Origin of the sequence: Corynebacterium sp. HMSC30G07 (assembly GCF_001806945.1) — a bacterium.
Classification (GTDB): Bacteria; Actinomycetota; Actinomycetes; order Mycobacteriales; family Mycobacteriaceae; genus Corynebacterium; species Corynebacterium riegelii.
In genome coordinates, this window is record NZ_KV786480.1 from 83,183 (window position 1) to 108,339 (window position 25,157).

The window sequence follows — 25,157 nt, forward strand, 5'->3', positions numbered from 1 at the left end:
AAAAGCATCACAGGATGATGTAGTGCACTGGAGAGTCCTGAATAAGCATCGCCCGGTAATGGTTGCCTCCAACCTGGACTCTGACTTCATAGAGTTCGCCGCGAATGTGTCGCAGATCTTGTACACCGATTTCTGCCTTGGCTAAGCGCTTGAGCTTGGCGCCTAGCGCACCCTGGCCCTCTTTGGACAAGGCTTTGAATTCACGCTTGCTTACAGGATCGCTTTCTCCCCCTGGTGCGTACCATCGAATCTGGTTTCTATACATAAATCCCCCCGCCATCTACGTGAAACCCCCTGAATTGGATATGGAGTTTAGCGGATCGGCGGCAGATTCGGTGCACAGGGTCCGCATGAGAGTGCGAGTGGTGGCCTGCCTGTAAAATCCACAGAATGCATTTGAAATCGCTGACGCTGAAGGGCTTTAAGTCCTTCGCTTCAGCGACCACAATGAAGTTTGAGCCTGGCATTTGTGCCGTGGTGGGCCCGAATGGTTCGGGCAAGTCCAATGTGGTGGACGCGCTTGCCTGGGTGATGGGGGAGCAAGGCGCGAAGAATCTGCGCGGCGGAAAGATGCAGGACGTGATCTTCGCGGGCGCGGGTGAGCGCAAGCCTTTGGGGCGAGCGGAAGTCACGCTGACGTTTGATAACAGTGACAAGCGCCTGCCGATTGATTTCACCGAGGTGGCGATTACGCGGCGAATGTTCCGCGATGGCGCCAGCGAATATGAGATCAACGGGGCGAAAGCGCGTCTGATGGACGTGCAGGAGCTGTTGAGCGACTCCGGTATTGGCCGCGAGATGCACATCATTGTGGGCCAGGGCAAGCTTGCGGAAATCCTGGAGTCGCGCCCTGAGGAGCGCCGCGCTTTCATTGAAGAAGCCGCTGGTGTGCTCAAGCACCGTCGCAGGAAGGAAAAGGCGCAGCGCAAGCTCAACGGCATGCAGGCCAACTTGGACCGTCTGACGGACTTGACGGAAGAGTTGGGCAAGCAGTTAAAGCCCTTGGCCCGTCAGGCAGAGGCTGCCAAGCGTGCGGCGACGGTGCAATCTACGCTTCGCGACGCACGCCTGCGCATCGCCGGCCACCAAATCGTCACCCTTCGCACCGCCTATAACCAGGCGGTGGAGGAAGCGGAACTCCGCAAAGCTGGCGCGGAGGCAGCTGCAGAAGCGCTAGAGGAAGCCGTAGCCATCCAAGAGACGATCGAGGCGGAGCAGGCGGACGCCCAGCCTGCTGCCGAGGCTGCCCAGCGCACTTGGTTCAGCCTGTCCACGCTGGCGGAACGAGCCAATGCCACAGGGCGTATTGCAGCAGAGCGCACCCGAAGCGCCTCGATGCCGGTGCCGTACGCGGGGCAGGATCCTGAGGAACTTGAAGCCCGGGCGAAGGCTGCGGACCAGCGTGAGGCGGAGACGCTTGAGGCAGCGGAGGAGGCTGCGGAGCGTCTAGCTGAGGTCCACGAGCTGGTCGAAGAGGCCCAGGAGGAGTTTGACGCCGCTGAGCGCGAGCACTTGGCGCGCTTGCGTGCGATCGCGGACCGTAGGGAAGGCGTGGTGCGCCTGCTAGCGCAGGAAGAATCCTTGGTGCAGGCGGTGGAGTCGGCGGAAGATGAGGTGCGTCGTTTAGAAGAAACGCTCACTGAAACTCGCGCGCGTGCGAGAGCCGCACAAGATGAGGCGGCAGAGGTAGCCCAGCGGTTGCAGGTCATTGAGTCTGAGCGTGGGCCGTTGGACGCGGCGTATGAGCGTGCTCGCGCTGAGGCCCAGTCTGCCGAATCCAGGTTGGCGCAGTTGCAGGATGCGCGCCGTGAGCGTGAGCGCGCGGTGTTTGCGCTGGAGGCGCGTATTGCGGCGCTTAATGAGCAAGCACCGAAGTCGCCAGCAGCCGAGGTGCTTGAAGGCTTTGGTCCCTTGGCGGTGCAGGTCAGTGCGGAGTCTGGCTATGACGTTGCGCTTGCCGCGGCCCTCGGTGCGGCGGCAGAGGCTCTTGTGGGTGAGGTGACTCCGGGTGCGATTGAGGCTTTGGGTGGCGCCTCGCGCGGGATCATCATTGATGCTGTTGGTGGCCAGTCCTGGCGTTTGGAGACGGACGTTCAGGTGGACTGGTTGCTCGATCACGTGGTTCTGACTCCTGAGGTACAAGGACCGGTGACGCGTCTGTTGGTGGATGTTGCGCTGGCGGACAATGTGGAGCAGGCACGCGAGATTGTGGATGCGGATCCGCGCCTGCGGGCAGTTACCCCTGACGGCGTGCTGGTTGGCGAGGGCTGGGTAGCCGCTGGCAGCGCACAAACCACCACGGTTGAGGTCACCGCCCAGATTGACGCTGCGCAGAAAGAGCTGGAAACCGCGAGTGAGAACCTGGCACAGCTCGCTGGCACCTTGGAGGGTGCAACCCTTGCGGCGGAGGACGCACGCGTCGCTGCGGCTGCGGCGAAAGCGGCGCTGAATGAGCACGACACGCAGGTCGCCTCGTGGCGCCGCGACCTGTCTCGTTTGCAGCAGCAGGCGAGCGCGAGCGAGGAGACGCACGCGAAGGCCGCAGGCCGCGTCAACGAGGCAGAGCTGCGTGCCCGTAAGCAGCAGCAGGCGTTGGAGGAAACGCGGGATCGCCTCAGCCGCGTTGAGGAGCCGGAGACTGAGGAACCATCAACGGCGGAGCGTGACCGAGCCCAGGCAAAACTCACCCAGGTCAAAGCCGCTGAGATGGAGGCCACCATGGCGTTTCGCTCGGCGCGCCAGGCTGCGGAGGCGAACGCGGGGCGTTCTGCCGCACTGCGCAAGCAGGCGGAGCATGAGCGTCAGGCGAAAGCACGCCACGATGAGGCGCAAAAGCGCAGGCAGACTGAGGCTGAGCTGGCCCGTGCGGTGGCAGCCATGTCGGAGGAGCTTGTTGTGCGTATCGACGCAGCGCTTATCCGCGCAGCGTCCCAACGCGACGAGCGTGGTGCTCACGTCAGCGCACTTCGCGCACGCCAGCAGGAGGCGAAAAACGCAGTCGCAGCAGCGCGTCAAACTGCAACCCGTGCCCAGGAATCGGCGCATGCGGCTGAGATTGCCCGCTCGCAGGCACAGGTGCGTATGGACGAAGCGGAGGCTCAAGCCACCTCCTCGCTAGGCATCGCCGTGGATGACTTAGTTGCGGGCTACACGCCAGACGACAACTTTGACCTGGATGCTGAGCAGCAGCGTTTGCGCCAGGCGGAGAAGGACCTTCGCGCGCTGGGCAAGGTCAACCCACTGGCCCTGGAGGAGTTCAAGGCACTGGAAGAGCGCTACGGGTTCTTGTCCACGCAGCTGTCGGACGTGATCCAGGCACGCAAGGACCTTGAGGGCGTGATTGAGGACGTTGATGCGCAGATCCTCACCCTGTTCACCGACGCCTGGCGCGATGTGGAGGCGGAGTTCCCGCGCGTGTTTGCCACGCTGTTCCCGGGTGGCGAAGCGCGCCTGATCCTGACTGATCCCACCGACATGCTCACTACGGGCCTTGAGATTGAGGCGCGCCCACCGGGGAAGAAGGTCAAGCGCCTATCGTTGCTCTCCGGCGGGGAGAAGTCCTTGACGGCACTGGCGTTTCTGGTTGCTATCTTCCGCGCACGCCCCAGCCCGTTTTATGTGCTCGATGAGGTTGAGGCCGCCCTTGACGACGTCAACCTACGCCGTCTCATCGCCCTGCTCGAAGAACTGCGTGAGGATTCCCAGCTGATTGTGATCACGCACCAAAAGCCCACCATGGATGTGGCGAACGTGCTCTATGGCGTGACCATGCGTGGCGACGGTGTTACCCGCGTCATCTCCCAGCGCATGCAGCCCACGCCGAAGTAGCCGCTACTATTGCCAACTATGGATTCAAACTTTCGATGGATAAAGCTTATGGTTGCTGGTTCGGCCCTGTCCGTGTTGCTTACTGCCTGCGCATCTGCCGGTGCACTTGATGGCACCTATGTTCAGGCCGAGACAAACCCAGCCGCTAACGACCCCTCGTCGATGATAACTACGTTGACTATCGACGGTGAGAATTGCGAGCTGAGCGCTGAGACCATGCCCGACACCCAGGACGCGATGGTGCAGACATGTTCGGTGAAGGACGGGGCGCTTGTATTTTCTGCCGGTAACGCAGAAGCGGCTGTTCCTTTTGAACAGATTGCAGGAGGCGATATCCGTCTTGGGGATCACGGAGAAACCCTCTTAGTAAAACAATAACCCCCAGCCTTGGCAGGGGTGTGGCCAAGGCTGGCACTATAGAGTGCATGACAAACATGACAGTTCTGTGGGTAGTCGTTGGCGTAGTCGTACTACTGCTGATCATTCTGGGCATCATCATTGCCGGAAAGCAGCGCAAGAAGGCGAAGACCGTCTCCTTTGAAAAGCAGGTGGAATCTGCCGAGCCGAAGCAGCTCACCCGCGAGGAGAAGTCTGGCAACTACCAGGCCAAGGGCGGGTTTAACTTCGCGCAGGCCGACGCCGCACCGAAGCAGCCGGAGCCAGTACGGCGCGAGCCCGCAGCTGCGCCTGCTGCCCCTGCCGAGCCAGTGGCGCCGGTAGAACCCCCGGTAGAACCCCAAGCGTCGGGCCTTGCGTCGCACCTAGAAGAGCAGCTCGCCGCCGAGCAGGAGAAGCAGGCTGAACAGGTCGAGCAGGTTAATCAGCCAGAAGAGGCTGTAGTTGATGCACAGGCTGCGGTTGAGCAGGAAGAGCCGAAGCCCTTCCCGGAGCCGGAGTCTCAGGCGGTTGTCGCGCCCGAGCCAGTTTCCGAACCTGAGCCGGTCGTGGAACCGGAGCCGGTAGTTGAGGAAGAACCGGTTGTGGAACCGGAGCCGGTGGACGTCGAAAAGCATGAGGCTCTCGCTGCTGAAGCTGCGGCTGCCGCGGCGGTTGCGGCTGACAGTGCGGAGGAGGCCCTGGCGGCTGAGGATGTCGAGGTGTCCGAGGATGCAGTAGTCACCCCGGCGCCGGCTGCTGAGGCGCAGATTGAGCAGATTGAGCCGGCGGCTGGCCGAATTGGCAAACTGCGTGGGCGCCTGTCGCGCTCCCAGAACGCGATTGGTCAGGGCCTGCTGGGCATTCTGACCGCGGGTGATTTGGATGAAGACGCGTGGGAGGAAATCGAAGACACGCTCATCATGGCGGATCTTGGTGCGCAGCTGACTATGAAGGTCGTGGACTCGCTGCGTGAGAAGATTGCACAGCGCGGTGTCTCCAGCGAGGCTGAGGCCCGCGCGATGCTGCGCGAGACCCTGATCGAGGCAGCGCGTCCAGATATGGATCGTTCGATTAAGGCCATGCCGAATGAGGGCAAGCCGGCCGTGATCCTGGTTGTTGGTGTTAACGGCACAGGCAAGACCACCACCACCGGCAAGCTTGCGCGTGTGCTGGTGTCCATGGGTCACACCGTGGTCCTTGGCGCGGCAGATACGTTCCGTGCGGCGGCAGCAGACCAGCTTGAGACCTGGGGTCGCCGTGTTGGTGCATCCACCGTGCGCGGCAAGGAGGGGGCGGACCCGGCTTCCGTTGCCTTCGACGCTGTGGCTACGGGCGTGGACCAGGGCGCAGACGTTGTGGTGGTGGACACCGCAGGACGCCTGCACACCGCAACTGGTCTGATGGATCAGCTGGGCAAGGTCAAGCGCGTAGTAGAGAAGAAGTCCAACGTGGACGAGGTACTGCTGGTGCTGGATGCCACGGTTGGCCAAAACGGTATCGCGCAGGCGCGCGTGTTCCGTGAGGTTGTAGACATCACCGGTGTGGTGCTGACCAAGCTGGATGGCACCGCCAAGGGCGGCATCGTCTTCCAGGTACAGGAGGAGCTCGGTGTGCCGGTGAAGCTGGTCGGCCTGGGCGAGGGCGCTGATGATTTGGCGCCGTTTGAGGTGGAAAGCTTCGTCGACGCGCTTTTGGGTTAGTTGCTCGGCCAACAGACGGGTTTCGGCCTCAACGTGCGCAGGCGCTAGGCTGGTTGGAGTTATTTTTACGTATCCGCGATTAGTTCACAGGAGTACGCGACGTGTTTGAGTCATTGTCCGATCGCTTGCAATCGGCCCTTGGTGGCCTGCGCGGGAAAGGAAAGCTCACCGAGGATGACATCAACGCCACCGCGCGCGAGATTCGCATCGCGCTGCTGGAGGCGGATGTCTCGCTGCCTGTGGTCAAGACCTTTATTAAGCGCGTCAAGGAACGTGCACTCGGCGCAGACGTATCCGCGGCGCTGAACCCTGCACAGCAGGTAATCAAGATTGTTGATGAGGAGCTGACGAACATCCTCGGCGGCGAAACTCGCCGTCTGCAGTTGGCGAAGAACCCGCCGACTGTGATCATGCTTGCAGGTCTGCAGGGTGCTGGTAAGACCACACTCGCCGGAAAGCTGGCAAAGCACCTGTCCAAGCAGGGGCACACCCCGCTGTTGGTGGCGTGTGATCTGCAGCGCCCGGGCGCGGTGCAGCAGCTGCAGATTGTCGGTGAGCGCGCAGGCGTGCCTACCTTCGCGCCGGACCCGGGTACCTCCACCGACTCGTATGCACACGAGATGGGCACCTCCCATGGTGACCCGGTGGCAGTAGCTACCCAGGGTGTGGAGTACGCACGTCAGAATAAGAATGACGTGGTCATCATCGATACCGCGGGTCGCCTCGGTATTGATGAAGAGCTGATGACCCAGGCCCGCAACATTCGTAATGCGGTGAACCCGGATGAGGTTCTGTTTGTCATTGACGCGATGATTGGTCAGGACGCGGTGTCCACCGCCGAGGCGTTTGCCGCCGGCGTGGACTTCACTGGCGTGGTGCTGACCAAGCTTGATGGTGACGCCCGTGGTGGTGCTGCGCTGTCTATCCGTGAGGTGACGGGTAAGCCGATCCTGTTTGCGTCGACAGGCGAAAAGCTCGATGACTTCGATGTCTTCCACCCGGACCGCATGTCCAGCCGAATCCTTGGCATGGGCGACCTGCTTTCCCTGATTGAGCAGGCAGAGCAGACCTACAACGAGAAGGATGCAGAAGCTGCGGCGACCAAGCTTGCCTCCGGTGAGCTGACGCTGGAGGACTTCCTGGATCAGCTTTTGATGATCCGCCGCATGGGCCCGATTGGCAACCTGCTGAAGATGATGCCGGGCGGCAAGCAGATGAACCAGATGGCGGACATGGTGGATGAGAAGCAGCTGGATCGCATCCAGGCCATCATCCGCGGCATGACCCCGCAGGAGCGTCAGGATCCGAAGATCCTTAATGCTTCAAGGCGGAAGCGTATTGCCGCCGGTTCCGGCGTCACCGTCGCTGACGTGAATCAGCTTGTAGAGCGCTTTTTTGAAGCGAAGAAGATGATGGGCCGTATGGCCGGTCAGTTTGGCTTCCCAGGCGCACCGGGAATGGGTGGCCGTTCCGCCACGAAGAAGAAGCCGAAGGGCCGCAAGGGGAAAAATGGCAAGCGCAAGCCGGTGAAGCGTTCCGGTGGCGGCATGCCGGGTGGATTCCCGGGCATGGGCGGCGGCATGCCAGGCGGCTTCCCGGGTATGCCGGGTATGGGCGGCGGTATGCCGGACCCGAAGGAGCTTGAGGCACTGCAGAAGCAGCTTCCGGCTGGGATGCAGGGTATGGACCTGAACAACCTTGACTTCAACGAAGCGATGAAGCGTATGGGCAAGGGGAAGTTCTTCTAACTGCCTGAGCTGCCCGGGCGGGCTAACTGCCCGGGCTAGTTTCCGGAGTGGGGGAGGTTGAGGGCGTCGAAGATTGGCGCCATCTCCTCCCACAACAGGGGGGTCAGTGAACGCGCGTAGGCGTTCGAGATGTGGTTTTGGTCGCGGTAGATGTAGACGTTGCCAATCTGTGGTGGGCAGGTGGTTTCGTTGCAGTACCAGATAGACGTATCCACGCTATAGAGGTGATCCGTGCCGTCTAGATAGCCTGCGGCCGGGTCGGGCTCTGGGTAGACCTCACGCGTAGGCATTGAGCAATCGGCCTCGGTGCCGCCTGCGACGATGCAGAAGTTCGGGTCCATGGGGTTGCCAAACTGGTCGAAGAACCAGGGATTATCGCGCAGCCCCAGAAACGGGATCTCGTTCTGCGCGAGGTTGTACCAGAGGTTGGCGTAGGCGTCCGGCACGGTATCTGCTGCCGTATCCACGGCACCGGCACGACCGCCGGGGCGGGTGGAGTTGGAAATCACAAGATCCGGGTCCAGCGCCACGATCTCCGCGAAGGCATGTTCGCCCCACTCGGCGCAGACCTCAGAGACGATGTCTAAGCGATCCTCGCCGCCAATCACCAGCGGGCATTCCTGGCGCACGTAAGGCACAACCCTGAACCCGTGTTCCTTGCCCAGGATGTCCAGTGGGATGACGAATGGCTCGATGTGTGAGCCGCCCGTCATGACAACGGTGACGTCTGCCTCGGTGTCACCCCAGACGCAGTCCGGTCCTGGCATTTCGTCGGCAGGTGCCGGCAGGAAGATCATGCAGTCCTGGTGGCCAATCGGCGGATAGATACCGGCAACCAGGGACGGATCTGGCTTCGCGGCGATGCTGGGCACGTCCACACCCGTGATCGCAAGCGCTCCCGGGTACCTGGTGGGATCCAACGGTCGGTCTTCCATATCCACGCGTGCGTTCCACAGTGGCTGCACGGTCAGCGCCCCGACGAACAGCGCGGCGATCAGCACACCACCGGCAGCGCGCCCAGCGCCGGCGGGGGTGCGAAGCGTCTTGCGGGCATCCGCCACAGGGTGCTCGCCTGCTAATGGACGCTTGCGATGCTGACGAAGCGGCGCCTCCAACAGTGCGTGCGTGACGTGTGCCAACGCAAGCGAAGCCACAATGACAGCCACGCCAACCAGCGGCGGCGGGCTATCAAAGCCGCCGGAGGCAGTCACAATGATCAACAGTGGCCAGTGCCAGAGATACAGCGAGTAGGCGATGTTGCCCAGCCACGTCATCGGCTTTGAAGCAAGCACGTTGGACACCGGGTTGGCGTTGCCGCTCACAATGATTAGTGCGGCACCGGCCAGCGGCAGCAACGCCAGCGGGCCAGGGAACGCAAGCGAGCTGGGAATGACCAGCCCCGTAATGGTGATCAGGACTACGCCAAGACCTGCGGTATAGGTGTTTGCGGGTGCTGGGATGAAGTAGCGGGCTGGCACAAAAGACAGGAGTGCCCCTAAGGAGAGCTCCCACGCACGGGAGAACGTGGAGTAGTAGTTCGCGGGCGTGCCGAAAAGACCGTAGCGGCTGGCGTACGCAAAAGATGCGATGGTGACCACAGCCAGCACGATGATGGCTACTCGCTGTCCTGCCTCGCGGTTGAACTGTGTCTTTGTAGCCAGCCATGCCAGCAGGGGCCCGAAAAGGATGCCGAAGATATAGAACTGGCCCTGCACAGACATGGACCACAGATGCTGCAGGGGAGACGTAGTGTCACTGGCGGCAGCGTATGCCGCATCTTGCGCTGTGAGCTGCCAGTTTTGGTAGTAGAGCAGGGAGGCGGTGAATTGGGCGGCAAGTTCATCGCCCATCAGCTCCGGTGCAAGCAGCAGCACACCCGCAAGGGACGCAAGTAGCACCACCACCAGCGCCGGGACAAGCCTTCGCACTGTGCGCCAGAATGGCCACCACGGGTTCAGGTTCGGGTTGGGGCGCAGCGCGTAACGCAACTGCCCACCCAAGAAGAAGTACCCGGACAGGAACAAAAAGACGTCCACGCCGCCGGAGACCTTGCCAACAAAAACGTGGAAGAGAACAACAAGGGCAATTGCGTAGCCACGCAGGCCGTCGAGGTCAACGCGGTACGCGCGCGATCCGGAGGTACCGGGATTGGTAGTATCCCGGTTTGGCCCTTGTATGGTCATTTCTGCAACACTACCTCGGTCACGCGAGGTGAACGGAAACCAACCCGCGGGTGGCGTGTGGGTGACGTGCAGTTTGGGATTGTGGGTGTGCTGCTATTACAATCTTTCAAGTCCTGCGTCAGAGCCGTGATCCGGATACGTCCGCCCGGCCAGTCACGCGCAGGGAAAACCAGGGGCTGAACCGGCTCGTCGAAAAGCGGCGAGTGCCTGCACTGCCCAGTGACCTTGAAGGAAGAATCATGGCTGTAAAGATCAAGCTGCAGCGTATGGGTAAGATCCGTAACCCGCAGTACCGTGTTGTTATCGCTGATGCACGTACCCGCCGCGATGGCCGTTACATCGAGAACATCGGCATCTACCACCCGAAGGAAGAGCCGTCGCTCATCCGCATCGACTCTGAGCGTGCACAGTACTGGCTGGGCGTTGGCGCACAGCCGACCGAGCCGGTTCTGCAGCTGCTGAAGGTCACCGGTGACTGGCAGAAGTTCAAGGGCCTTGAGGGTGCAGAAGGCTCCCTGAAGGTTGCTGAGGAGAAGCCGTCCAAGCTTGACCTGTTCAACAAGGCTCTCGAGGAGGCCAACAACGGCCCGACCGCTGAGGCCATCACCGAGAAGCGCAAGAAGGCTAAGGAAGACGCAGAGGCAAAGGCTGCTGCTGAGGCCGAGGCTGCCGCCGCCGCTGAGGCTGCTGAGGCTGAGGCTGAGGCTGAGGAGTCCGCTGAAGAGGCTCCGGCTGAGGAGAGCGCGGAGTAGAACTATCTCTCCACACTAAGAGCCCGTGCACCCATGTGGTGTGCGGGCTTTCCTGCTTTTCTAAGGCTTCCCGCACGCTATCCCGAACGCCCGCGCGGCCAGCACGGCGGAGACCAAGTCCGCGTCATCGGCTGCGTGCTCCCGCGCGGATGACTGTGGCTGGGACGATGCGGAAGTGTCGGCGCTGATGCGCTGCGATTCGGCAAGGCCTTTAACCCACCGCAGCGGGAGTTTCCCACGGTGTAGCTCGCAGTTGGAGAAAAACCGCCGCGCATTTCCAATTGCCCCCAGGCCTCGAACTAGTCAGTTGCGGGAACCTGGAAAGATAATTCGGCTCATGGACAGTGCCATTATTACTTCACTAATCGCGCGTATCTCTTCTCGCCTTGACATTTCTACCGTGTCGAGCCGAGATAAATGCAACAACTCCTGATACGGTAGCGACGATTAGGAATTCGACAACTCCTACATTCGCTGTGGCTAGAGCTATTAGCGTAACTAGAAGGAAGCCGGTTAGAACGAAAACGCCGATGAAGATAGCGGCGAAAACTAGCTTGTTAGACATAATTTATTCTCCGTTCCCGTATGCCGATCTAGCGTTTGTGTAGACAGTGAAGTTGTTGAATGGGTACTTCACTTATCAGCTTCTCCGCGATAGTCGGATGTGACAGCTGCGAGCTGGTGGGGGGATTGCATTGACTAATTTAATGGCAAGTGTAATCTTGCCCACCATTGGAACCAAGGGGGTATGAACCGCTCATTCGCCCAGTAGGCGAAATGATGGTGGGAGAGGACGGGGCCGCGAGAGAGTTCCCTCAGATAGTTGGTCAAGGGGACATCCTGGAAGTTGGACGCAGGCTGGGGTAGTAGCCGCATCTATCGCTGGTAGCCTTATCCCCCATGGAAATGCTTATCGGCAGGGTGGTGAAATCCCACGGGGTTCGTGGCGAGGTTGCCGTTGAGTTGCTGGCAGACGAATCCGAGGACCACATTGTGGTTGGGGAAGTGCTCACGGGCCGGCAGACAGGCAAAGAAATACAGCTGACGGTGAAGACGGTGCGTCCGCATCAGCAGCGCCTCTTGGTCAGTTTCGAGGAGGTCCCCGACCGTACTGTGGCAGATAGCTTGCGGGGTATGAAGTTTTTCGCCGAGCCGCTTGAGCGCGACGAGGACTCTGATGAGTATTACAACCATGAGCTCATCGGTTTGAAGGTACGACACGGTGGCAACGAGGTCGGAGAAGTTACCGGCGTGATGGATGCGCCGAATCGCAAGATTCTGGAGATTGATTACAAAGGCAAGGAAGTGCTCGTGCCGTTTGTGATGGAGTTCGTGCCAGTGATCGACCTGGATGAGGGGTATCTGGAGATCACCCCGCCCGAGGGCTTGCTTGATGTCTAATCAGGATCACAAGCTGCGTTTAGACGTCATCACGATTTTCCCCGAGTATCTCGAACCTTTGCGCCATGCACTGTTGGGCAAGGCGATTGAGCAGGGGATTTTGACTGTTGGCGTGCACGATCTACGTGACTGGGCTACGGGAAACCACAAGTCTGTAGATTCGCCGCCACTTGGTGGTGGCCCCGGCATGGTGATGAAGCCGCAGGTGTGGGGGCCCGCACTCGACAGCGTTGCGCAGGGCCGCGTCGGTGCTGACTTGGAGACGGCGGTCCAACACCGAAATGACAAGCTTCGCCATGATGACGTGGCGGAGGTAGCGCCGCGTCCATACGCAAAGGCCGAAGACGCCTCGGAAGAGGACGCGACGAAGCCGTTGCTCTTGGTTCCCACCCCTGCCGGCACACCGTTTACCCAGGCGGACGCACAGGCCTGGTCGCGCGAAAAACATATCGTGTTTGCCTGCGGGCGCTATGAGGGCATTGATCAGCGCGTGTTTGAAGACGCAGCGAAGCGCTACCGCGTACGCGAAGTGTCTATTGGGGATTACGTACTTATCGGCGGGGAAGTGGCCGTGTTGGTGATTGCAGAGGCGGTCACCCGCCTGATCCCCGGCGTGCTGGGCAATACCGAAAGCCATGAAGATGACAGCTTTTCTGACGGCTTGTTGGAAGGGCCTAGCTACACCAAACCGCGGGTGTGGCGTGGCATTGAAGCGCCGGCGGTGTTGACTTCAGGCGATCACGCCAAGGTGGAGCAGTGGCGCCGCGAGCAGTCGCTGAAACGCACGAGTGCGGTACGCCCGGAATTGCTTGAGACTGCGCGGTTGAGCGATGAAGATCGTTTCATGCTTTACGCCCAGGACGTGGTGACGGAGTTGGATGTGTTGGGGTGGCGGCGTGGCGTTGAAAAGCACATGCGCCGAGCGCTGAAGAAGGCAGGCTACCGGGTGGAATCCATTAAGGCTGTGGAGCGAGGTACGGATGTGTGCTTCGGGCCGTCCATGCTGGAGACCGAGTATGAGCGCCGTGAGGGCAGGCCGTGTCTGGAGCCGTTGGTGAAACTGACGGTTCGTGGGCGCACGGCGCTTGAGCCGGTGGAGGCGACCAAAGCTGTGGTAGCAGCGCTGCCCAGGGGAGCGGACTGGTACGGCTCGACGCGCGTGGTATAAATCACGACCGCAGTGTTCGAGCACAGTGTTCACCTCGTGTGTTGTGGGCTCCCTTCTGGCCCAGGCGTTGCTGTAAAAGGGGTCACGCTAAACTTCGGCGAATGACTATCGCAGCAACAATCGCGACAGAAATTCACGTGCGCCCCTCCCAAGTGGAGGCGGCGCTTCGCCTTTTGGCAGAGGGCAACACGGTTCCGTTTATTTCGCGCTACCGCAAGGAAGCCACCGGTGGTTTGGATGATGCGCAGTTGCGCCACATCGAGGAACGCAACACGTACCTGGTGGAGTTGGCCGAGCGCAAAGAGGCAGTGCTGGCCAGTATTGATGAGCAGGGCAAGCTGACCGATGAGCTCAAGCGCGACATCCTTGCGGCCGATACGAAGGCGCGCGTGGAGGACCTCTACCTGCCGTACAAGAAGCGCCGCAAGACCAAAGCGGACATCGCGCGCGAGGCAGGGCTTGAGCCGCTTGCACAATTACTTATCGACGCCCCAACGACCAACCCCGAAACCGCCTCCGAAGGGTTCCTCTGCGAAGGCTTCCCGGATGCAAAGTCCGCGCTTGACGGCGCACGTGCGATCTTGGTGGACCGCTTCGCCACCGACGCTGACCTGGTAGGTGCGGTGCGTGACCGCGTCTACGCCGAGGGCACCATGCGCGCAACTGTTGTGGAAGGCAAAGAACAGGAAGGCGCGAAGTTTGCGGACTACTTCGACTTTTCTGAAGACTTTGCCAAGCTGCCTAGCCACCGAATTCTGGCGCTGTTGCGCGGGGAGAACGAAGGCGTGCTCACCCTGGATCTCGACCCCGGCGATGAGTCCGTCTACGAGGGCATGATCGCGCAGCGTTTCAACCTGCCGGTGGAGGACTCCGAGTGGTTGGCCAAGGCCGTGCGTTGGGGGTGGCGCACCAAGTTGCAGATTTCGGCGAATGTGGATGCGCGTATGCGTCTCAAAGAAAAAGCCGAAGAGGGCGCACTGGAGGTGTTCAAGACGAACCTGCGTGACGTACTGCTGGCGGCTCCTGCCGGCCAGCGCGTCACCTTGGCGCTGGACCCGGGGTACCGCAACGGCGTGAAGTGCGCGGTTGTGGACGGCACCGGCAAGGTACTGGCAACCACGATTGTCTACCCGCACCAGCCGCAGAACCGTTGGGATGCTTCGCGCGCAGAGCTCGCCTCCCTGGCTGCAGAGCACGGTGTGGAGCTGATCGCCGTGGGCAACGGCACCGCCTCGCGTGAGTCGGAGAAACTTGCCGGCGAGGTGGCGGACATGATTGCCAAGGCCGGCGGCACACGCCCAACGCCTGTGGTGGTCAGTGAGTCTGGCGCCTCTGTCTACTCCGCAAGCGAGATCGCAGCAGAGGAGTTCCCGGAGATGGACGTCTCGCTGCGCTCCGCGGTCTCCATCGGGCGCCGCTTGCAGGACCCGCTGGCGGAACTGGTGAAGGTGGATCCGAAGTCCATCGGCGTTGGCCAGTACCAGCACGACGTGAACCAGACCGCCCTGGCCCAAATGCTGGACGCGGTGGTGGAGGATGCGGTGAACTCCGTCGGCGTGGACGTCAACACAGCCTCGGTGCCGCTGCTTGAGCGTGTGGCGGGCTTGTCTAACACGGTGGCGAAGAACATCGTGGCCTACCGCGACGAGCACGGCAGCTTCACCACCCGCAAGGAGCTGGGCAAGGTGCCACGTCTGGGGCCGAAGGCGTTTGAGCAGGCTGCGGGCTTCCTGCGCATCCAAGGCGGGACGGACCCTCTGGACGCCTCCGCCGTGCACCCGGAGGCCTACCCGGTGGTTGAGCGCATCGCGTCTGCAACCGGCCTGGACACCACCCAGCTGATTGGCAACACCGCAGTGCTGACCAAGCTTGCCCCGGCGGACTTTGCTGATGACACCTTCGGCGTACCAACGGTGACCGACATCATCGCCGAGCTGGACAAACCCGGCCGCGACCCACGCCCGGAGTTCAAGACCGCCACCTTCAAAGAAGGCGTCAACGAAGTCAAAGACCTCAAACCCGGCATGATCCTAGAGGGCACCGTGACCAACGTCGCTGCCTTCGGCGCGTTTGTGGATGTCGGCGTTCACCAAGACGGCCTCGTGCACGTCTCCGCGATGAGCGACCGCTTCGTTTCCGACCCGCACGACGTTGTCCGCTCTGGCCAGGTAGTCAAAGTCAAGGTCATGGATGTAGACGTTGCTCGCAACCGCATCGGCCTTTCGCTTCGGCTTAACGACGACCCCGCTAACCCCTCCACCGCCAAACCCGGCAAGCAACCGCGCCAGCAGGCAGGCAAGAACTCTGGCAGGGGCGGTCGGGGTGGTCAGGGCGGTCGGGGAGGGGGACGTGGGCGTCGACAAGCAAAGGGAGCTCAAGGCGGTTCGATGGCCGATGCCCTCAAGCGTGCCGGATTTGGTAACTGACCGGGCGATATGTAACATGTTTCGAGTTGTTGTACACGATACGAACCGGTCGAGCCTTCGTGGCCGCTAGGTTCCTCTGTCCGTAAAAGTAAAGGAATGCTGCCATGAGCAACGGCATCATCGATCTGGTCGACGCAGGTCAGCTGCGCGACGACATCCCGAACTTCCGCCCCGGCGACACCCTTGACGTGCACGTCAAGGTTATCGAGGGCAACGTAACCCGTACCCAGGTCTTCACCGGTTTTGTGGTGCGTCGCCAGGGTGGCGGCATCCGCGAGACCTTCACCGTCCGCAAGATTTCCTTCGGCATCGGCGTTGAGCGTACCTTCCCGGTTCACTCCCCGAACATTGAGAAGATCGAGGTCGTTCGCCGCGGCAAGGTTCGCCGCGCGAAGCTGTACTACATGCGCGACCTGCGTGGCAAGGCTGCCCGCATCAAGGAGCGCCGCTAGGCAGCAGGGCCCTTACTGGCCCCTTTCCTTGCACCCCGTTGTCAACGTTGGTTGGCGGCGGGGTGTTTTTCGTTTGGTGGGGTGCTGGGGTGTTTGGGATGCTGACCTGCGTTAACCCCACCAGTCACATGCGCCTCATTGCAAACAAATTGATTTGTTACGGATGTGACTTGAAAACCGCAGGACGCTGAAAGATTTCGCGATCATTTTCAGCGACATCCGAAAAACGCCAGACAGCGTGTAGGGTGATGCGGGTGACTACACCGAATGATCCGGTCCGCACCGAGCATGAAACCCACTGGCCGGGGGAGCCAGCGCAGGCGGAAACCACCCAAGAAACCACCCAAGAAACCACCCAAGAAGAAACCCAAGCGCCCAAGCAGACCCCGTGGTACATCGAGATCCCCGCGGTTGTGATCTTGACGTTGTCATTGATGTTTGTCATTCAGACGTTTTTGGGGCGTTTGTATGTGATTCCGTCGGCGTCGATGGAGCCGACGTTGCACGGTGAGAGCGGTTCGGGTGATCGCATTTTGGTGCAGAAAGTCAGCTACTACTTCAGTGACCCGGAGCCGGGGGATGTGGTGGTGTTTAAGGGCACTGACAGTTGGAATACCGGGTTTGTGTCGAATCGTTCCAACAACACGTTCATCCGCGGTATGCAGGAGGTTGGCAGCTGGGTCGGTCTGGTGCCCAAGGATGAGAACACTCTGGTGAAGCGTATTATTGCTGAGGGTGGTCAGACGGTGAGCTGCCAGGCGGGGGATCCGGCGGTGATGGTGGATGGTTCGCCGATTGATCAGTCGTATGTGCTTAATCCGCCGACGTATCCGGTGGACACTACGACGGGTTCGGAAGCTTGCGGTGGTGATTTTTTCGGCCCGCTGACGGTGCCTGAGGGCCATTACTTCATGATGGGTGATAACCGGACGAATTCGCTGGATTCGCGTGCGCATATGGGTGATGAGCTGCAGGGGACGATTCCGCGGGAGAACTTCCGTGGCAAGGTGTCTGCGGTGGTCTTCCCGTTGAGTCGTCTGGGTGGTGTGGACGACCCGGATATCCAGCGTTAGTGTGGTGCGCCGCCTGAAGCAGTTGCGCACCTATGAGGTGGCGCTGGACAAGGTTGGGTTCGGCCCGGTCGCTGGTGTTGATGAGGCGGGGCGCGGTGCGTGTTTCGGCCCGGTGACTATTGCGGCGTGTATGTTGCCGACGCGTCCGTTGCCTGAGCTTGAGGGGTTGGATGATTCGAAGAAGTTGACGGAGCGTAGGCGCCGGATGCTTTTCGACGCCATCGTTAACTCCGCCACCGCCTTTTCCATCGTGCACGTGCCGGCGGCGGACATTGACCGTCGAGGTATTCAGGCGGCGAACTTGGATGGGGCTCGCCGTGCGGTGGCAGGCCTTGATCCTGCGCCCAAATATGTGCTGATGGACGGGTTTCGTATCCCGGGCCTTGGCGTGCCGCAGTTGCCGGTGGTGGGAGGGGATGCTGCGGCGAGGTGTATTGCGGCGGCGAGTGTGTTGGCGAAGGTGTCTCGGGACGCGTTGATTGTGGAGATGGCGGAGCAGTTTCCGGAGTACGGCTTGGCTGGCCATAAGGGGTATTCAACTGCGGCGCATATGGCTGCGGTGCGCCGCCACGGTGCGAGTGCGCAGCACCGTTATAGTTATGCCAACGTCCGTGAAGCCGATGAGTTTTACAAAGGGGTTGTGCGGTAGATGAGCGCCGAAGAGCTGGACAATTATGAGTCCGAGGTGGAGCTGTCGCTGTACCGTGAGTACCGCGATGTGGCGAGCCAGTTTTCGTATGTGGTGGAGACGGAGCGTCGTTTTTACCTTGCGAATGCCGTGCAGCTGATCCCGCACACTGAGGGCAATGATGTCTACTACGAGGTGCGTATGTCTGACTGCTGGGTGTGGGATATGTACCGTGCGGTGCGGTTTGTGCGTTATGTGCGTGTGATTACGTATAAGGATGTCAATATTGAGGAGCTGGATAAGCCGGATTTGACGTTCCCGGACCGTTAAGGGAACCGAAGGGGGGTTTGGTCAGTCTAAGTGGGTAGGGGCAACGTTTCGCGTTGCTTCGTGTGAATACCTACTTCAGAACTGAAACCATAAGGGGGGACGTTTATGTCTAACCATCGATCCGCCACGCTTTCGCATTTTCCGTTGACGTTGCGTGGTGAGACTACGCAGGTGACGGGGCACCCGGATAGCGAGGTGGCCGACCGTTACGCGCTGGGTGTCGCCGGTGAGAATGTGGCGGTTGGCCTATATGAGCAGTATGGGTACTCGCTGTACAACAAGCGGGTGCGGTGTCGTGCTGGGGAGTTGGACGCGGTGTTGCGTGCGCCTGACGGCACGATTGTGTTTTTGGAGGTGAAGTCTCGGCGTAGCGGTGAGTACGGCGGGGCGGAGGCGGTGACTGCCAAAAAGCTGGCCACGATGCGCAGGTGCGCAGCCGAGTGGCTGGATCGTTCCCCGAATGGCGGTGGTTCGCAGGTGCGTTTCGACGTCTGCGAGGTCCTTTTCAACGGCAACTCCTATGTGGTGTGCCGCTTCGAGGGGGTTGATGATGGCGCTTGCTAGAACGCTGACGGCTACCGTGGAGGGTCTTCGTGCGCACATGGTGACGGTGGAGGCCAACGTGGGGCCGGGCCTGCCCGGGATGTACATGGTGGGCCTGGGGGATGCGGCGGTGCGTGAGTCGCGTGACCGTATCCGTACGGCTATTGCGAATTCTGGGTTGCCGTGGCCACGCTCAAAGATCATGGTGTCGCTGTCACCAGCGCACCTGCGTAAAGCGGGCAGCCATTTTGATTTGCCGATTGCGCTTGGGGTTGCGGCAAGTGGAGAGCCGGAGCTGCATCCGGTGCTGGCGCGCACGGTGTTTATGGGCGAGCTTGCGCTCGACGGCACGCTGCGTCGGGTGGAGGGCATCTTGCCGATGTTGCTGCACGCGCAGCGCTCGCGTGCGGAAGGTACCGGCAATGACTTCGACGTTGTGGTGGTGCCGCGTGCCAATGCGCGAGAGGCGGCGCTGCTCAAACGCAAGCATGTGTTGGTGGCGGACAACCTCACGCAGGTGTGGCGTTGGCTGTGCGCGGAGGAGTTCTTAGACACCGCTATCGACGCTGCCGATCGCGCTGCAGCGTCAGCGCCAGCTGACCCACAGACCACCCACGTGCCGGATTTTGCGGATGTGGCGGGTCAGCTTCTGGAGCGCGAAGCGATGGAGATCGCCGCTGCTGGCGGGCACCACATACTGATGGTTGGCCCGCCGGGTTCAGGCAAGTCGATGCTGGCGGAGCGGCTGCCATCGATTCTGCCGCCGTTGAGTATTGATGAGCAGATTGAGACCACGGCTCTGCATTCGGCGGCAGGGGTCAGTCGCGGGGAGATTGTGGGGAGGCGGCCGTTTGTGGCACCGCATCCGTCGATAAGCAGATTTGGGCTCATCGGTGGGGGATCGGGCGTGCCGGCGCCGGGGGCGGTGAGCCAGGCGCACAACGGGGTGCTGTTTTTGGATGAGGCGTCGGAGATTTCGGCGCACGTGCTGGATTCGCTGCGCATCCCGCTGGAAAAACGCAAGGTGGTGCACAGGCGTGAGCGCCGAAACGTGGAGTATCCGGCGGATTTCCAGCTGATCCTGGCTGCCAACCCGTGCCCTTGCGGGATGGATATTCAAAAATGTGGGTGCACGCCGCTGCAACGCAGGAACCACCTGTCCAATATCTCAGGGCCGTTGCGGGACAGGTTGGACATTTTCTTGACCACAACTGCGCAGTCGGCGGTGTTGAGTCCGGAAGGGGCGGAGCCGTCGTCCGCAATCCTGGCGCGGGTGATGGAAGCACGTGAACGTGCAGCGCACCGCTGGACCAAGGCGGGCTATCAGGCCACGACTAACGCGGCGATGGACGCTACCGTGATCCGCCGACATTTCCCGCCAGATGAATCCTCCGCAGCAACGATTGAACACATGCTCAGGAACGACGAGCTGACCCAACGAGGCGTGGATCGGGTGCTCAAGCTCGCCTGGACCATGGCCGATCTTGAACACGAGCCGTGCCCACACATCGACCACATCTACCGGGCGGTGGCGCTGCGCAAGACCCAGCGTGAGGAGGTGGCGGCATGAGCGCGTTGACCTCATGGGCGTACCTCTCACGCGTAATTGAGGGGCCCAACCAGCACCTCCAGGCCCTGTTGCGCGCCGGGCGGGACGCCGATGAAATTGCCAACGGTGTGCGCACACGGGCGAGCTGGCTAGGAGGCTTGGCAGGCGCCACGGAAGCCAGGTACGCGCGGGCAGTACCCGAAGAGGACCTGGCCAAGGCTGCGGATCTCGGCTTTAGCCTGATCACGCCCGATTCGCCGAACTGGCCAAGCGCGGCGATTTCAGCAAGCTTTGACACGCTGACGGCGCTTGAGAAAGGCGCGTGCCCGCCGCACGCGTTGTGGGTGAAAGGGCAGCAGAACCTGCCAGCGTTGTTTGCGCAGTCCGTTGGTGTGGTTGGTACGCGCGCGCCGAGCCACGAGGGACAAAAGGCAACCGCGAACCTGGTAGCCGGTCTTGCGAAACACCAGTACACGATTGTCTCTGGCGGGGCCGCAGGCGTGGATACGGTGGCGCATGACACGGCCCTTGCGAATGCGACGCCAACCGTGGTGATTACGGCCTTTGGCGCCGGGGTGACCTACCCGCGGCCAAACGAGCGCCTGTTTCAGCGCGTGACCAGCCAGGGCGGCGCCATGATCAGCGAATACCCACCGGGTGTTACCCCTGATAGGCATCGGTTCCTGACGCGAAACCGGCTGATCGCAGCGTTGTCGCAAGGCAGCGTGGTGGTGGAGGCGGGCTATCGCTCCGGGGCATTAAACACCTTGAACTGGCTTCACACCTTTAACCGGCAGGCGATGGCAGTGCCGGGCTCCATCATGGAGAAAGCCTGCCTAGGCACCAACCTGGCCATTGCGAAGGAGCAAGCCACCATGGTCTTAAGCGCCGACCACATCCATGAGCTGCTCAGCACGGTTGGTGAAGAAGACATGCAGCTGAAGTTGGACGATCTCTATGAGCCAACACCCATCCAGCGCCTGTCGCGCAATGAGTTGCAGGTCTATGACTCGCTGCCGTTGCCGTCCGTTGGTGCGAGAACCGCCGAGCAAGTGGCCGAAGTAGCCGGCATGGCGGTGGGGCTGACGGTGCACCTGCTCATGGAGCTGGAAAGCCGCAACCTTGTTCGCAGGGAACGCCGCCTGTGGCGCCGGGTTGAGCTTGACAAGAAGTGACGAGGCACTAAGCGACTACACTGCCGTTACATGAGTCAACTCCAAGCCGCGGTAGAGGATTTCGCGGAATACGCCACGCTTGTGCAGGGCCGCTCCGCAAACACCGTCCGCGGCTACCGCGCAGACTTAGCGCTGCTGCAGGGCCGGATTGACACGTTTGCGCAGTTCACGCTGGACAATCTGCGCTTGTGGCTTGCGGACGCCGTCGCGCAAGGCAAAGCCCGCTCCACCCTGGCCCGGCGCACTGCAGCCGTACGGGCGTTCTCCACATGGGCGTATAAACAAGGCCACATCGACACGGATGTGGCGGCGCGCCTGGTCACGCCGAAGATCACACGCCCGCTGCCGGCTGTACTGCGCGCAGAGACAGCAGCGACCATGCTGGAACAGGTGGAACAGGTGGAACAGCAGGATCGGGGGGAGGGCGTTGGGGGCGATGGCGGGGGCGTCGATAAGCAAAAAGCCCCTGAAGCGCTGAGAGATGCGGCGATGCTGGAGCTGCTCTATGCCACCGGCATGCGTGTCGGCGAGCTCACCGGGCTGGACGTAGGCGATGTGGACCTAAATAAGGGCCTGGCCAAAGTCACAGGCAAGGGCAACAAGCAACGCATGGTGCCGTTCGGGGAACAAGCAAGCCGGGCAGTGCGTGACTGGCTCAACCACGGGCGCGCCGAACTAGCACATGAGGATGCCGGCGACGCCTTGTTCGTGGGCAGCCGAGGCAAACGCATCGACCAGCGGCAGGTACGTCGCGTGGTGGAACGCGCCGCAGACAACGCAGGTGCAAGTGACATCACGCCGCACTCCCTACGCCACTCCGCTGCCACACACCTGCTTGAAGGCGGGGCAGACCTACGCGTGGTGCAAGAACTCCTCGGGCACGCCAGCCTGCAAACCACCCAGATCTACACACACGTATCCGCACAGCGGCTCAAAAACGTCTACGACCAAGCCCACCCACGCGCCTAACGCCTAACCCGTGCTGTGCGCTCCACCGGCTTAAGCCGAATCTTCGGCGGCTCCAACAACGTCAACGGATCAATGTAGGTATCCGGCCCCGTCTTCGCACCCCAATGCAACCCATCGTGCTCACCGGCAAAGCGGCTCGTTGCACGCGCCAAAACCCCAATGAGTTGGCCCTCAGCAACCTCATCACCAACCGCAACACTGGCACGCACCGGCTGATACGTCGTGCGAATCCCCTCCGGAAACCTCGCCGACGGCGCATGATCCACCGACACGATCGGTGTGCCCGCCACACTGCCCACAAACGCCACCGTGCCAGCCTCCGCCGCCAACACCGGCGCGCCGGGCTGCAAGTACAGGTCAACACCGCGGTGGCCGGGCAGCCAATTGCGCTTCGGAATATCCGCCGGACGTGTCACGCGGGTGGCGTAGTCCTTGCCGGTTGTCGGATCCACCCAGGCTGTGGCATACGGCTGGCTGCATATGCAAGCGAGTGCGACCGCCCATGCGGTGAGTGTTGCACGCGTAGAAATGTGACCAGAAAGCTTGAAAGAAATCCCCGTAATCCCCATGCAGATACCTCACCACAAAACTGCCGGGCGCGCTAGTGGTTTCTTAAGACTTTATGGACGGGGCACTCGGCGAGGGGGTCGATGCCACCGGATGCTGCAGCTCAATTAGGTAATTGCGCAGCACGTGAGTATTGTTATGCGGGCAGTCTGTAACAAGATTGACTTCGCGCGCCGAATAAGGCCAGCTCAGCAACGGTCCCTCGTCAAGGGGTGCAGGGCTAGTCCGGTGCCAGGGTGCGGGATAAAAACCCGCACAACGCTGACCACGTACGTAAACCGAAACTACTTTTCTCCGAAGGAGATCATTCCCATGGCAGTTGTAACCATGCGCGAACTCCTCGACGCTGGTGTGCACTTTGGCCACCAGACTCGTCGCTGGAACCCGAAGATGCGTCGCTTCATCTTCACCGACCGCAACGGCATCTACATCATCGATCTGCAGCAGTCGCTGACCTACATCGATGAGGCTTACGAGTTTGTGAAGGAGACCGTCGCACACGGCGGCACCATCCTGTTCGTTGGCACCAAGAAGCAGGCGCAGGAGCCGATCCGCGAAGAGGCTGAGCGCGTTGGCATGCCGTACGTCACCCACCGTTGGCTCGGTGGCATGCTCACCAACTTCCAGACCGTGTCCAAGCGTATTGCCCGCATGAAGGAACTGCAGGCAATGGACGCAGCCGAGAACGGCTACGCAGGCCGCGGCAAGAAGGAAGTCCTGATGCTTAACCGTGAGCGCACCAAGCTGGAGCGCGTCCTCGGCGGCATCTCCGAGATGACCAAGGCTCCGTCCGCACTGTGGATTGTGGACACCAACAAGGAGCACATCGCCATCTCCGAGGCGAAGAAGCTGCGCATCCCGGTTGTTGCCATCCTGGACACCAACTGCGATCCGGACGAGGTTGACTTCCCGATCCCGGGCAACGACGACGCTATCGGCGCTGTGAAGCTGCTCACCCACGTTGTGGGCGAGGCTGTCATCGAGGGCAAGAAGCAGCGCGAGGAGCGCCAGCTGGCTGCCGCACGTGATGCTGCAGGCGACACCGATGCGAAGATGCAGGCTGAGGCTGCTGAGGCTGCCGCACAGGCTGCTGCATCTGACGAGGTTTCCGCAGCTGATGCCGCTAAGGCCGCTGTTGCCGCAGAGACCGCTGCTCCGCAGGAAGTTGCAGAGGTTGAGCAGCCGGCAGCTGTCCGCGCTGCTGAGCAGGCTGAAGCTGACAAGGCATAAATTTGCCGTGACGCACACCGCGTGTGCCGCATGAGGGATCCCCGCGTACGCATTGTGCGCGGGGATTTCGTGCGTAAGTGACGGGTGTCAATTCCGGTTGGGTGCGGCGCGCGCCTTGCCCCTCCGGACCCTTCGCTGCCGAACAAACACAGTTCGGCTAATCTTTCTAACGTTAAACACCTTTCCCCGATTTAGAGGAGGAATCGCCACATGGCGAACTACACTGCTGCAGACGTAAAGAAGCTTCGTGAGACCACTGGCTCCGGCATGCTGGACTGCAAGAAGGCCCTGGAAGAGGCTGGCGGCGACTTTGAGAAGGCCGTTGAGGCCCTGCGCATCAAGGGTGCGAAGGACGTGGGCAAGCGCGCTGAGCGCAACGCTCTCGAGGGCCTGGTTGCTGTTTCCGGCAACACCATCGTTGAGATCAACTCTGAGACCGACTTCGTGGCTAAGAACCAGGAGTTCAAGGACCTGGCTGATCAGATCGCTGAGGCTGCCGCTGCGGTGAAGGCTAACTCCCAGGAGGAGCTGGCTAAGGCTGACGTCAACGGTGAGACCGCGCACGAGGTGCTCGAGCGCATGTCCGCCAAGATCGGCGAGAAGCTGGAGCTGCGCCGCGCTGCCACCGTTGAGGGTGACAACGTTGCGAAGTACCTGCACCAGAAGGCTGCGGACCTGCCGCCGGCTGTTGGTGTGCTGGTTGCTTACACCGGTGACAACGCTGAGGCTGCTCACCAGGTTGCGCTGCAGATCGCTGCTATGAAGGCTCGTTACCTCAACCAGGAGTCCGTCCCGGCTGACGTGATTGAGAAGGAGCGTGCGGTTCAGGAGGAGATCACCCGCAACGAGGGCAAGCCGGAGGCTGCTATTGCCAAGATCGTTGAGGGCCGCATGGGTGGCTTCTTCAAGGACGTTGTCCTGCTGGATCAGCCGTCCCTGGTTGACTCCAAGAAGACCGTCAAGCAGATCGCTGATGAGGCTGGCATTGAGATCACCGACTTCGTTCGCTTCGAGGTTGGCCAGGCTTAAGCCTTAACATTCCAGCATGTGCCCCAGG

General features: G+C 61.2%; 21 protein-coding genes. 18 read left to right on the forward strand and 3 right to left on the reverse strand.

What is annotated here, in order from left to right:
- Positions 1-7 precede the first annotated feature (7 nt).
- A complete protein-coding gene (locus tag HMPREF3104_RS12980) occupies positions 8-280 on the reverse strand; it encodes a type II toxin-antitoxin system RelE/ParE family toxin (RefSeq protein WP_141738230.1) in 273 nt (90 codons plus the stop codon).
- A gap of 110 nt (positions 281-390) precedes the next feature.
- Between HMPREF3104_RS12980 and smc the strand changes: the two genes are divergently transcribed.
- The 4 genes from smc to ffh all read left to right on the forward strand — a co-directional run bounded on the left by smc (position 391) and on the right by ffh (position 7,654).
- Positions 391-3,828, forward strand: a complete 3,438-nt coding sequence (smc, locus tag HMPREF3104_RS10550; RefSeq protein ID WP_070495798.1) for a chromosome segregation protein SMC — start codon at positions 391-393, stop codon at positions 3,826-3,828.
- Between the two features lie 18 nt (positions 3,829-3,846).
- Positions 3,847-4,206 (forward strand): hypothetical protein, encoded by a 360-nt coding sequence (locus tag HMPREF3104_RS10555; protein WP_141738231.1) that lies wholly within the window; start codon positions 3,847-3,849, stop codon positions 4,204-4,206.
- Positions 4,207-4,253: 47 nt separating this feature from the next.
- Positions 4,254-5,906: a signal recognition particle-docking protein FtsY gene (ftsY, locus tag HMPREF3104_RS10560; protein WP_083279078.1), complete on the forward strand. Its 1,653-nt coding sequence runs from the start codon at positions 4,254-4,256 to the stop codon at positions 5,904-5,906.
- A 101-nt stretch (positions 5,907-6,007) separates the two neighbouring features.
- Positions 6,008-7,654 (forward strand): signal recognition particle protein, encoded by a 1,647-nt coding sequence (gene ffh, locus HMPREF3104_RS10565; RefSeq protein ID WP_070495799.1) that lies wholly within the window; start codon positions 6,008-6,010, stop codon positions 7,652-7,654.
- Positions 7,655-7,689: 35 nt separating this feature from the next.
- Here ffh and HMPREF3104_RS10570 read toward each other — a convergent pair whose 3' ends face one another.
- Positions 7,690-9,837 carry an acyltransferase family protein gene (locus tag HMPREF3104_RS10570; RefSeq protein ID WP_070495800.1) on the reverse strand — a complete coding sequence of 716 codons (2,148 nt, stop codon included), beginning with the start codon at positions 9,835-9,837 and terminating at the stop codon, positions 7,690-7,692.
- Positions 9,838-10,076: 239 nt separating this feature from the next.
- Here HMPREF3104_RS10570 and rpsP point away from each other — a divergent pair, with 239 nt between their 5' ends.
- The 12 genes from rpsP (at position 10,077) to HMPREF3104_RS10630 (ending at position 22,303) form a co-directional block, all read left to right on the forward strand.
- Positions 10,077-10,589: a 30S ribosomal protein S16 gene (rpsP, locus tag HMPREF3104_RS10575; protein ID WP_070495802.1), complete on the forward strand. Its 513-nt coding sequence runs from the start codon at positions 10,077-10,079 to the stop codon at positions 10,587-10,589.
- A gap of 900 nt (positions 10,590-11,489) precedes the next feature.
- Positions 11,490-11,990, forward strand: coding sequence for a ribosome maturation factor RimM (gene rimM, locus HMPREF3104_RS10580; protein WP_083279079.1), 501 nt, complete (start codon positions 11,490-11,492; stop codon positions 11,988-11,990).
- Positions 11,983-13,158 (forward strand): tRNA (guanosine(37)-N1)-methyltransferase TrmD, encoded by a 1,176-nt coding sequence (gene trmD, locus HMPREF3104_RS10585; protein ID WP_052203795.1) that lies wholly within the window; start codon positions 11,983-11,985, stop codon positions 13,156-13,158. Before rimM ends, trmD begins: the two co-directional genes overlap by 8 nt.
- Before the next feature lie 101 nt (positions 13,159-13,259).
- Complete coding sequence (locus HMPREF3104_RS10590) at positions 13,260-15,584, forward strand: Tex family protein (protein WP_070495805.1); 2,325 nt, start codon at positions 13,260-13,262, stop codon at positions 15,582-15,584.
- Between the two features lie 104 nt (positions 15,585-15,688).
- Positions 15,689-16,036: a 50S ribosomal protein L19 gene (gene rplS / locus HMPREF3104_RS10595; protein WP_052203798.1), complete on the forward strand. Its 348-nt coding sequence runs from the start codon at positions 15,689-15,691 to the stop codon at positions 16,034-16,036.
- A 248-nt stretch (positions 16,037-16,284) separates the two neighbouring features.
- Positions 16,285-17,109, forward strand: coding sequence for a signal peptidase I (gene lepB / locus HMPREF3104_RS10600; RefSeq protein ID WP_083279081.1), 825 nt, complete (start codon positions 16,285-16,287; stop codon positions 17,107-17,109).
- A 4-nt stretch (positions 17,110-17,113) separates the two neighbouring features.
- The gene (locus HMPREF3104_RS10605) at positions 17,114-17,758 is read left to right on the forward strand and encodes a ribonuclease HII (RefSeq protein WP_070496041.1); all 645 of its coding nucleotides are present in this window, start codon (positions 17,114-17,116) and stop codon (positions 17,756-17,758) included.
- Positions 17,759-18,067, forward strand: a complete 309-nt coding sequence (locus HMPREF3104_RS10610; RefSeq protein WP_052203799.1) for a DUF2469 domain-containing protein — start codon at positions 17,759-17,761, stop codon at positions 18,065-18,067.
- Between the two features lie 105 nt (positions 18,068-18,172).
- Positions 18,173-18,631 carry a YraN family protein gene (locus HMPREF3104_RS10615; RefSeq protein ID WP_083279082.1) on the forward strand — a complete coding sequence of 153 codons (459 nt, stop codon included), beginning with the start codon at positions 18,173-18,175 and terminating at the stop codon, positions 18,629-18,631.
- Positions 18,618-20,180, forward strand: coding sequence for a YifB family Mg chelatase-like AAA ATPase (locus HMPREF3104_RS10620; protein ID WP_070495807.1), 1,563 nt, complete (start codon positions 18,618-18,620; stop codon positions 20,178-20,180). The genes HMPREF3104_RS10615 and HMPREF3104_RS10620 overlap by 14 nt, the downstream gene beginning before the upstream one ends.
- Positions 20,177-21,334, forward strand: a complete 1,158-nt coding sequence (locus HMPREF3104_RS10625; protein WP_070495809.1) for a DNA-processing protein DprA — start codon at positions 20,177-20,179, stop codon at positions 21,332-21,334. The genes HMPREF3104_RS10620 and HMPREF3104_RS10625 overlap by 4 nt, the downstream gene beginning before the upstream one ends.
- A gap of 30 nt (positions 21,335-21,364) precedes the next feature.
- Positions 21,365-22,303 (forward strand): tyrosine recombinase XerC, encoded by a 939-nt coding sequence (locus tag HMPREF3104_RS10630; protein ID WP_070495811.1) that lies wholly within the window; start codon positions 21,365-21,367, stop codon positions 22,301-22,303.
- Here the strand turns inward: HMPREF3104_RS10630 and HMPREF3104_RS10635 are convergent.
- On the reverse strand, positions 22,300-22,872 hold the full coding sequence (locus HMPREF3104_RS10635) for a M23 family metallopeptidase (RefSeq protein WP_083279084.1): 573 nt from the start codon (positions 22,870-22,872) through the stop codon (positions 22,300-22,302). The two genes, HMPREF3104_RS10630 and HMPREF3104_RS10635, sit on opposite strands and share 4 nt — an antisense overlap.
- A 310-nt stretch (positions 22,873-23,182) precedes the next feature.
- Here HMPREF3104_RS10635 and rpsB point away from each other — a divergent pair, with 310 nt between their 5' ends.
- Both rpsB and tsf read left to right on the forward strand, forming a co-directional pair.
- Positions 23,183-24,100 carry a 30S ribosomal protein S2 gene (gene rpsB / locus HMPREF3104_RS10640; RefSeq protein WP_070495813.1) on the forward strand — a complete coding sequence of 306 codons (918 nt, stop codon included), beginning with the start codon at positions 23,183-23,185 and terminating at the stop codon, positions 24,098-24,100.
- A gap of 210 nt (positions 24,101-24,310) precedes the next feature.
- Positions 24,311-25,129: a translation elongation factor Ts gene (gene tsf, locus HMPREF3104_RS10645; protein WP_052203809.1), complete on the forward strand. Its 819-nt coding sequence runs from the start codon at positions 24,311-24,313 to the stop codon at positions 25,127-25,129.
- Positions 25,130-25,157 lie beyond the last annotated feature (28 nt).

What these genes read in the sequence shown, in the direction of transcription:
- rpsP (WP_070495802.1), top strand. Translation starts at nt 10,077, where the DNA reads ATGGCTGTAAAGATCAAGCTGCAGCGTATGGGTAAGATCCGTAACCCG.
- trmD (WP_052203795.1), top strand. Translation starts at nt 11,983, where the DNA reads ATGTCTAATCAGGATCACAAGCTGCGTTTAGACGTCATCACGATTTTC.
- ftsY (WP_083279078.1), top strand. Translation starts at nt 4,254, where the DNA reads ATGACAAACATGACAGTTCTGTGGGTAGTCGTTGGCGTAGTCGTACTA.
- rplS (WP_052203798.1), top strand. Translation starts at nt 15,689, where the DNA reads ATGAGCAACGGCATCATCGATCTGGTCGACGCAGGTCAGCTGCGCGAC.
- HMPREF3104_RS10610 (WP_052203799.1), top strand. Translation starts at nt 17,759, where the DNA reads ATGAGCGCCGAAGAGCTGGACAATTATGAGTCCGAGGTGGAGCTGTCG.
- HMPREF3104_RS10570 (WP_070495800.1), bottom strand. Translation starts at nt 9,837, where the DNA reads ATGACCATACAAGGGCCAAACCGGGATACTACCAATCCCGGTACCTCC.
- HMPREF3104_RS10615 (WP_083279082.1), top strand. Translation starts at nt 18,173, where the DNA reads ATGTCTAACCATCGATCCGCCACGCTTTCGCATTTTCCGTTGACGTTG.
- HMPREF3104_RS10635 (WP_083279084.1), bottom strand. Translation starts at nt 22,872, where the DNA reads ATGGGGATTACGGGGATTTCTTTCAAGCTTTCTGGTCACATTTCTACG.
- HMPREF3104_RS10625 (WP_070495809.1), top strand. Translation starts at nt 20,177, where the DNA reads ATGAGCGCGTTGACCTCATGGGCGTACCTCTCACGCGTAATTGAGGGG.
- HMPREF3104_RS10630 (WP_070495811.1), top strand. Translation starts at nt 21,365, where the DNA reads ATGAGTCAACTCCAAGCCGCGGTAGAGGATTTCGCGGAATACGCCACG.
- rimM (WP_083279079.1), top strand. Translation starts at nt 11,490, where the DNA reads ATGGAAATGCTTATCGGCAGGGTGGTGAAATCCCACGGGGTTCGTGGC.
- smc (WP_070495798.1), top strand. Translation starts at nt 391, where the DNA reads ATGCATTTGAAATCGCTGACGCTGAAGGGCTTTAAGTCCTTCGCTTCA.
- HMPREF3104_RS10590 (WP_070495805.1), top strand. Translation starts at nt 13,260, where the DNA reads ATGACTATCGCAGCAACAATCGCGACAGAAATTCACGTGCGCCCCTCC.
- HMPREF3104_RS10620 (WP_070495807.1), top strand. Translation starts at nt 18,618, where the DNA reads ATGGCGCTTGCTAGAACGCTGACGGCTACCGTGGAGGGTCTTCGTGCG.
- HMPREF3104_RS12980 (WP_141738230.1), bottom strand. Translation starts at nt 280, where the DNA reads ATGGCGGGGGGATTTATGTATAGAAACCAGATTCGATGGTACGCACCA.
- rpsB (WP_070495813.1), top strand. Translation starts at nt 23,183, where the DNA reads ATGGCAGTTGTAACCATGCGCGAACTCCTCGACGCTGGTGTGCACTTT.
- HMPREF3104_RS10555 (WP_141738231.1), top strand. Translation starts at nt 3,847, where the DNA reads ATGGATTCAAACTTTCGATGGATAAAGCTTATGGTTGCTGGTTCGGCC.
- tsf (WP_052203809.1), top strand. Translation starts at nt 24,311, where the DNA reads ATGGCGAACTACACTGCTGCAGACGTAAAGAAGCTTCGTGAGACCACT.
- lepB (WP_083279081.1), top strand. Translation starts at nt 16,285, where the DNA reads ATGCGGGTGACTACACCGAATGATCCGGTCCGCACCGAGCATGAAACC.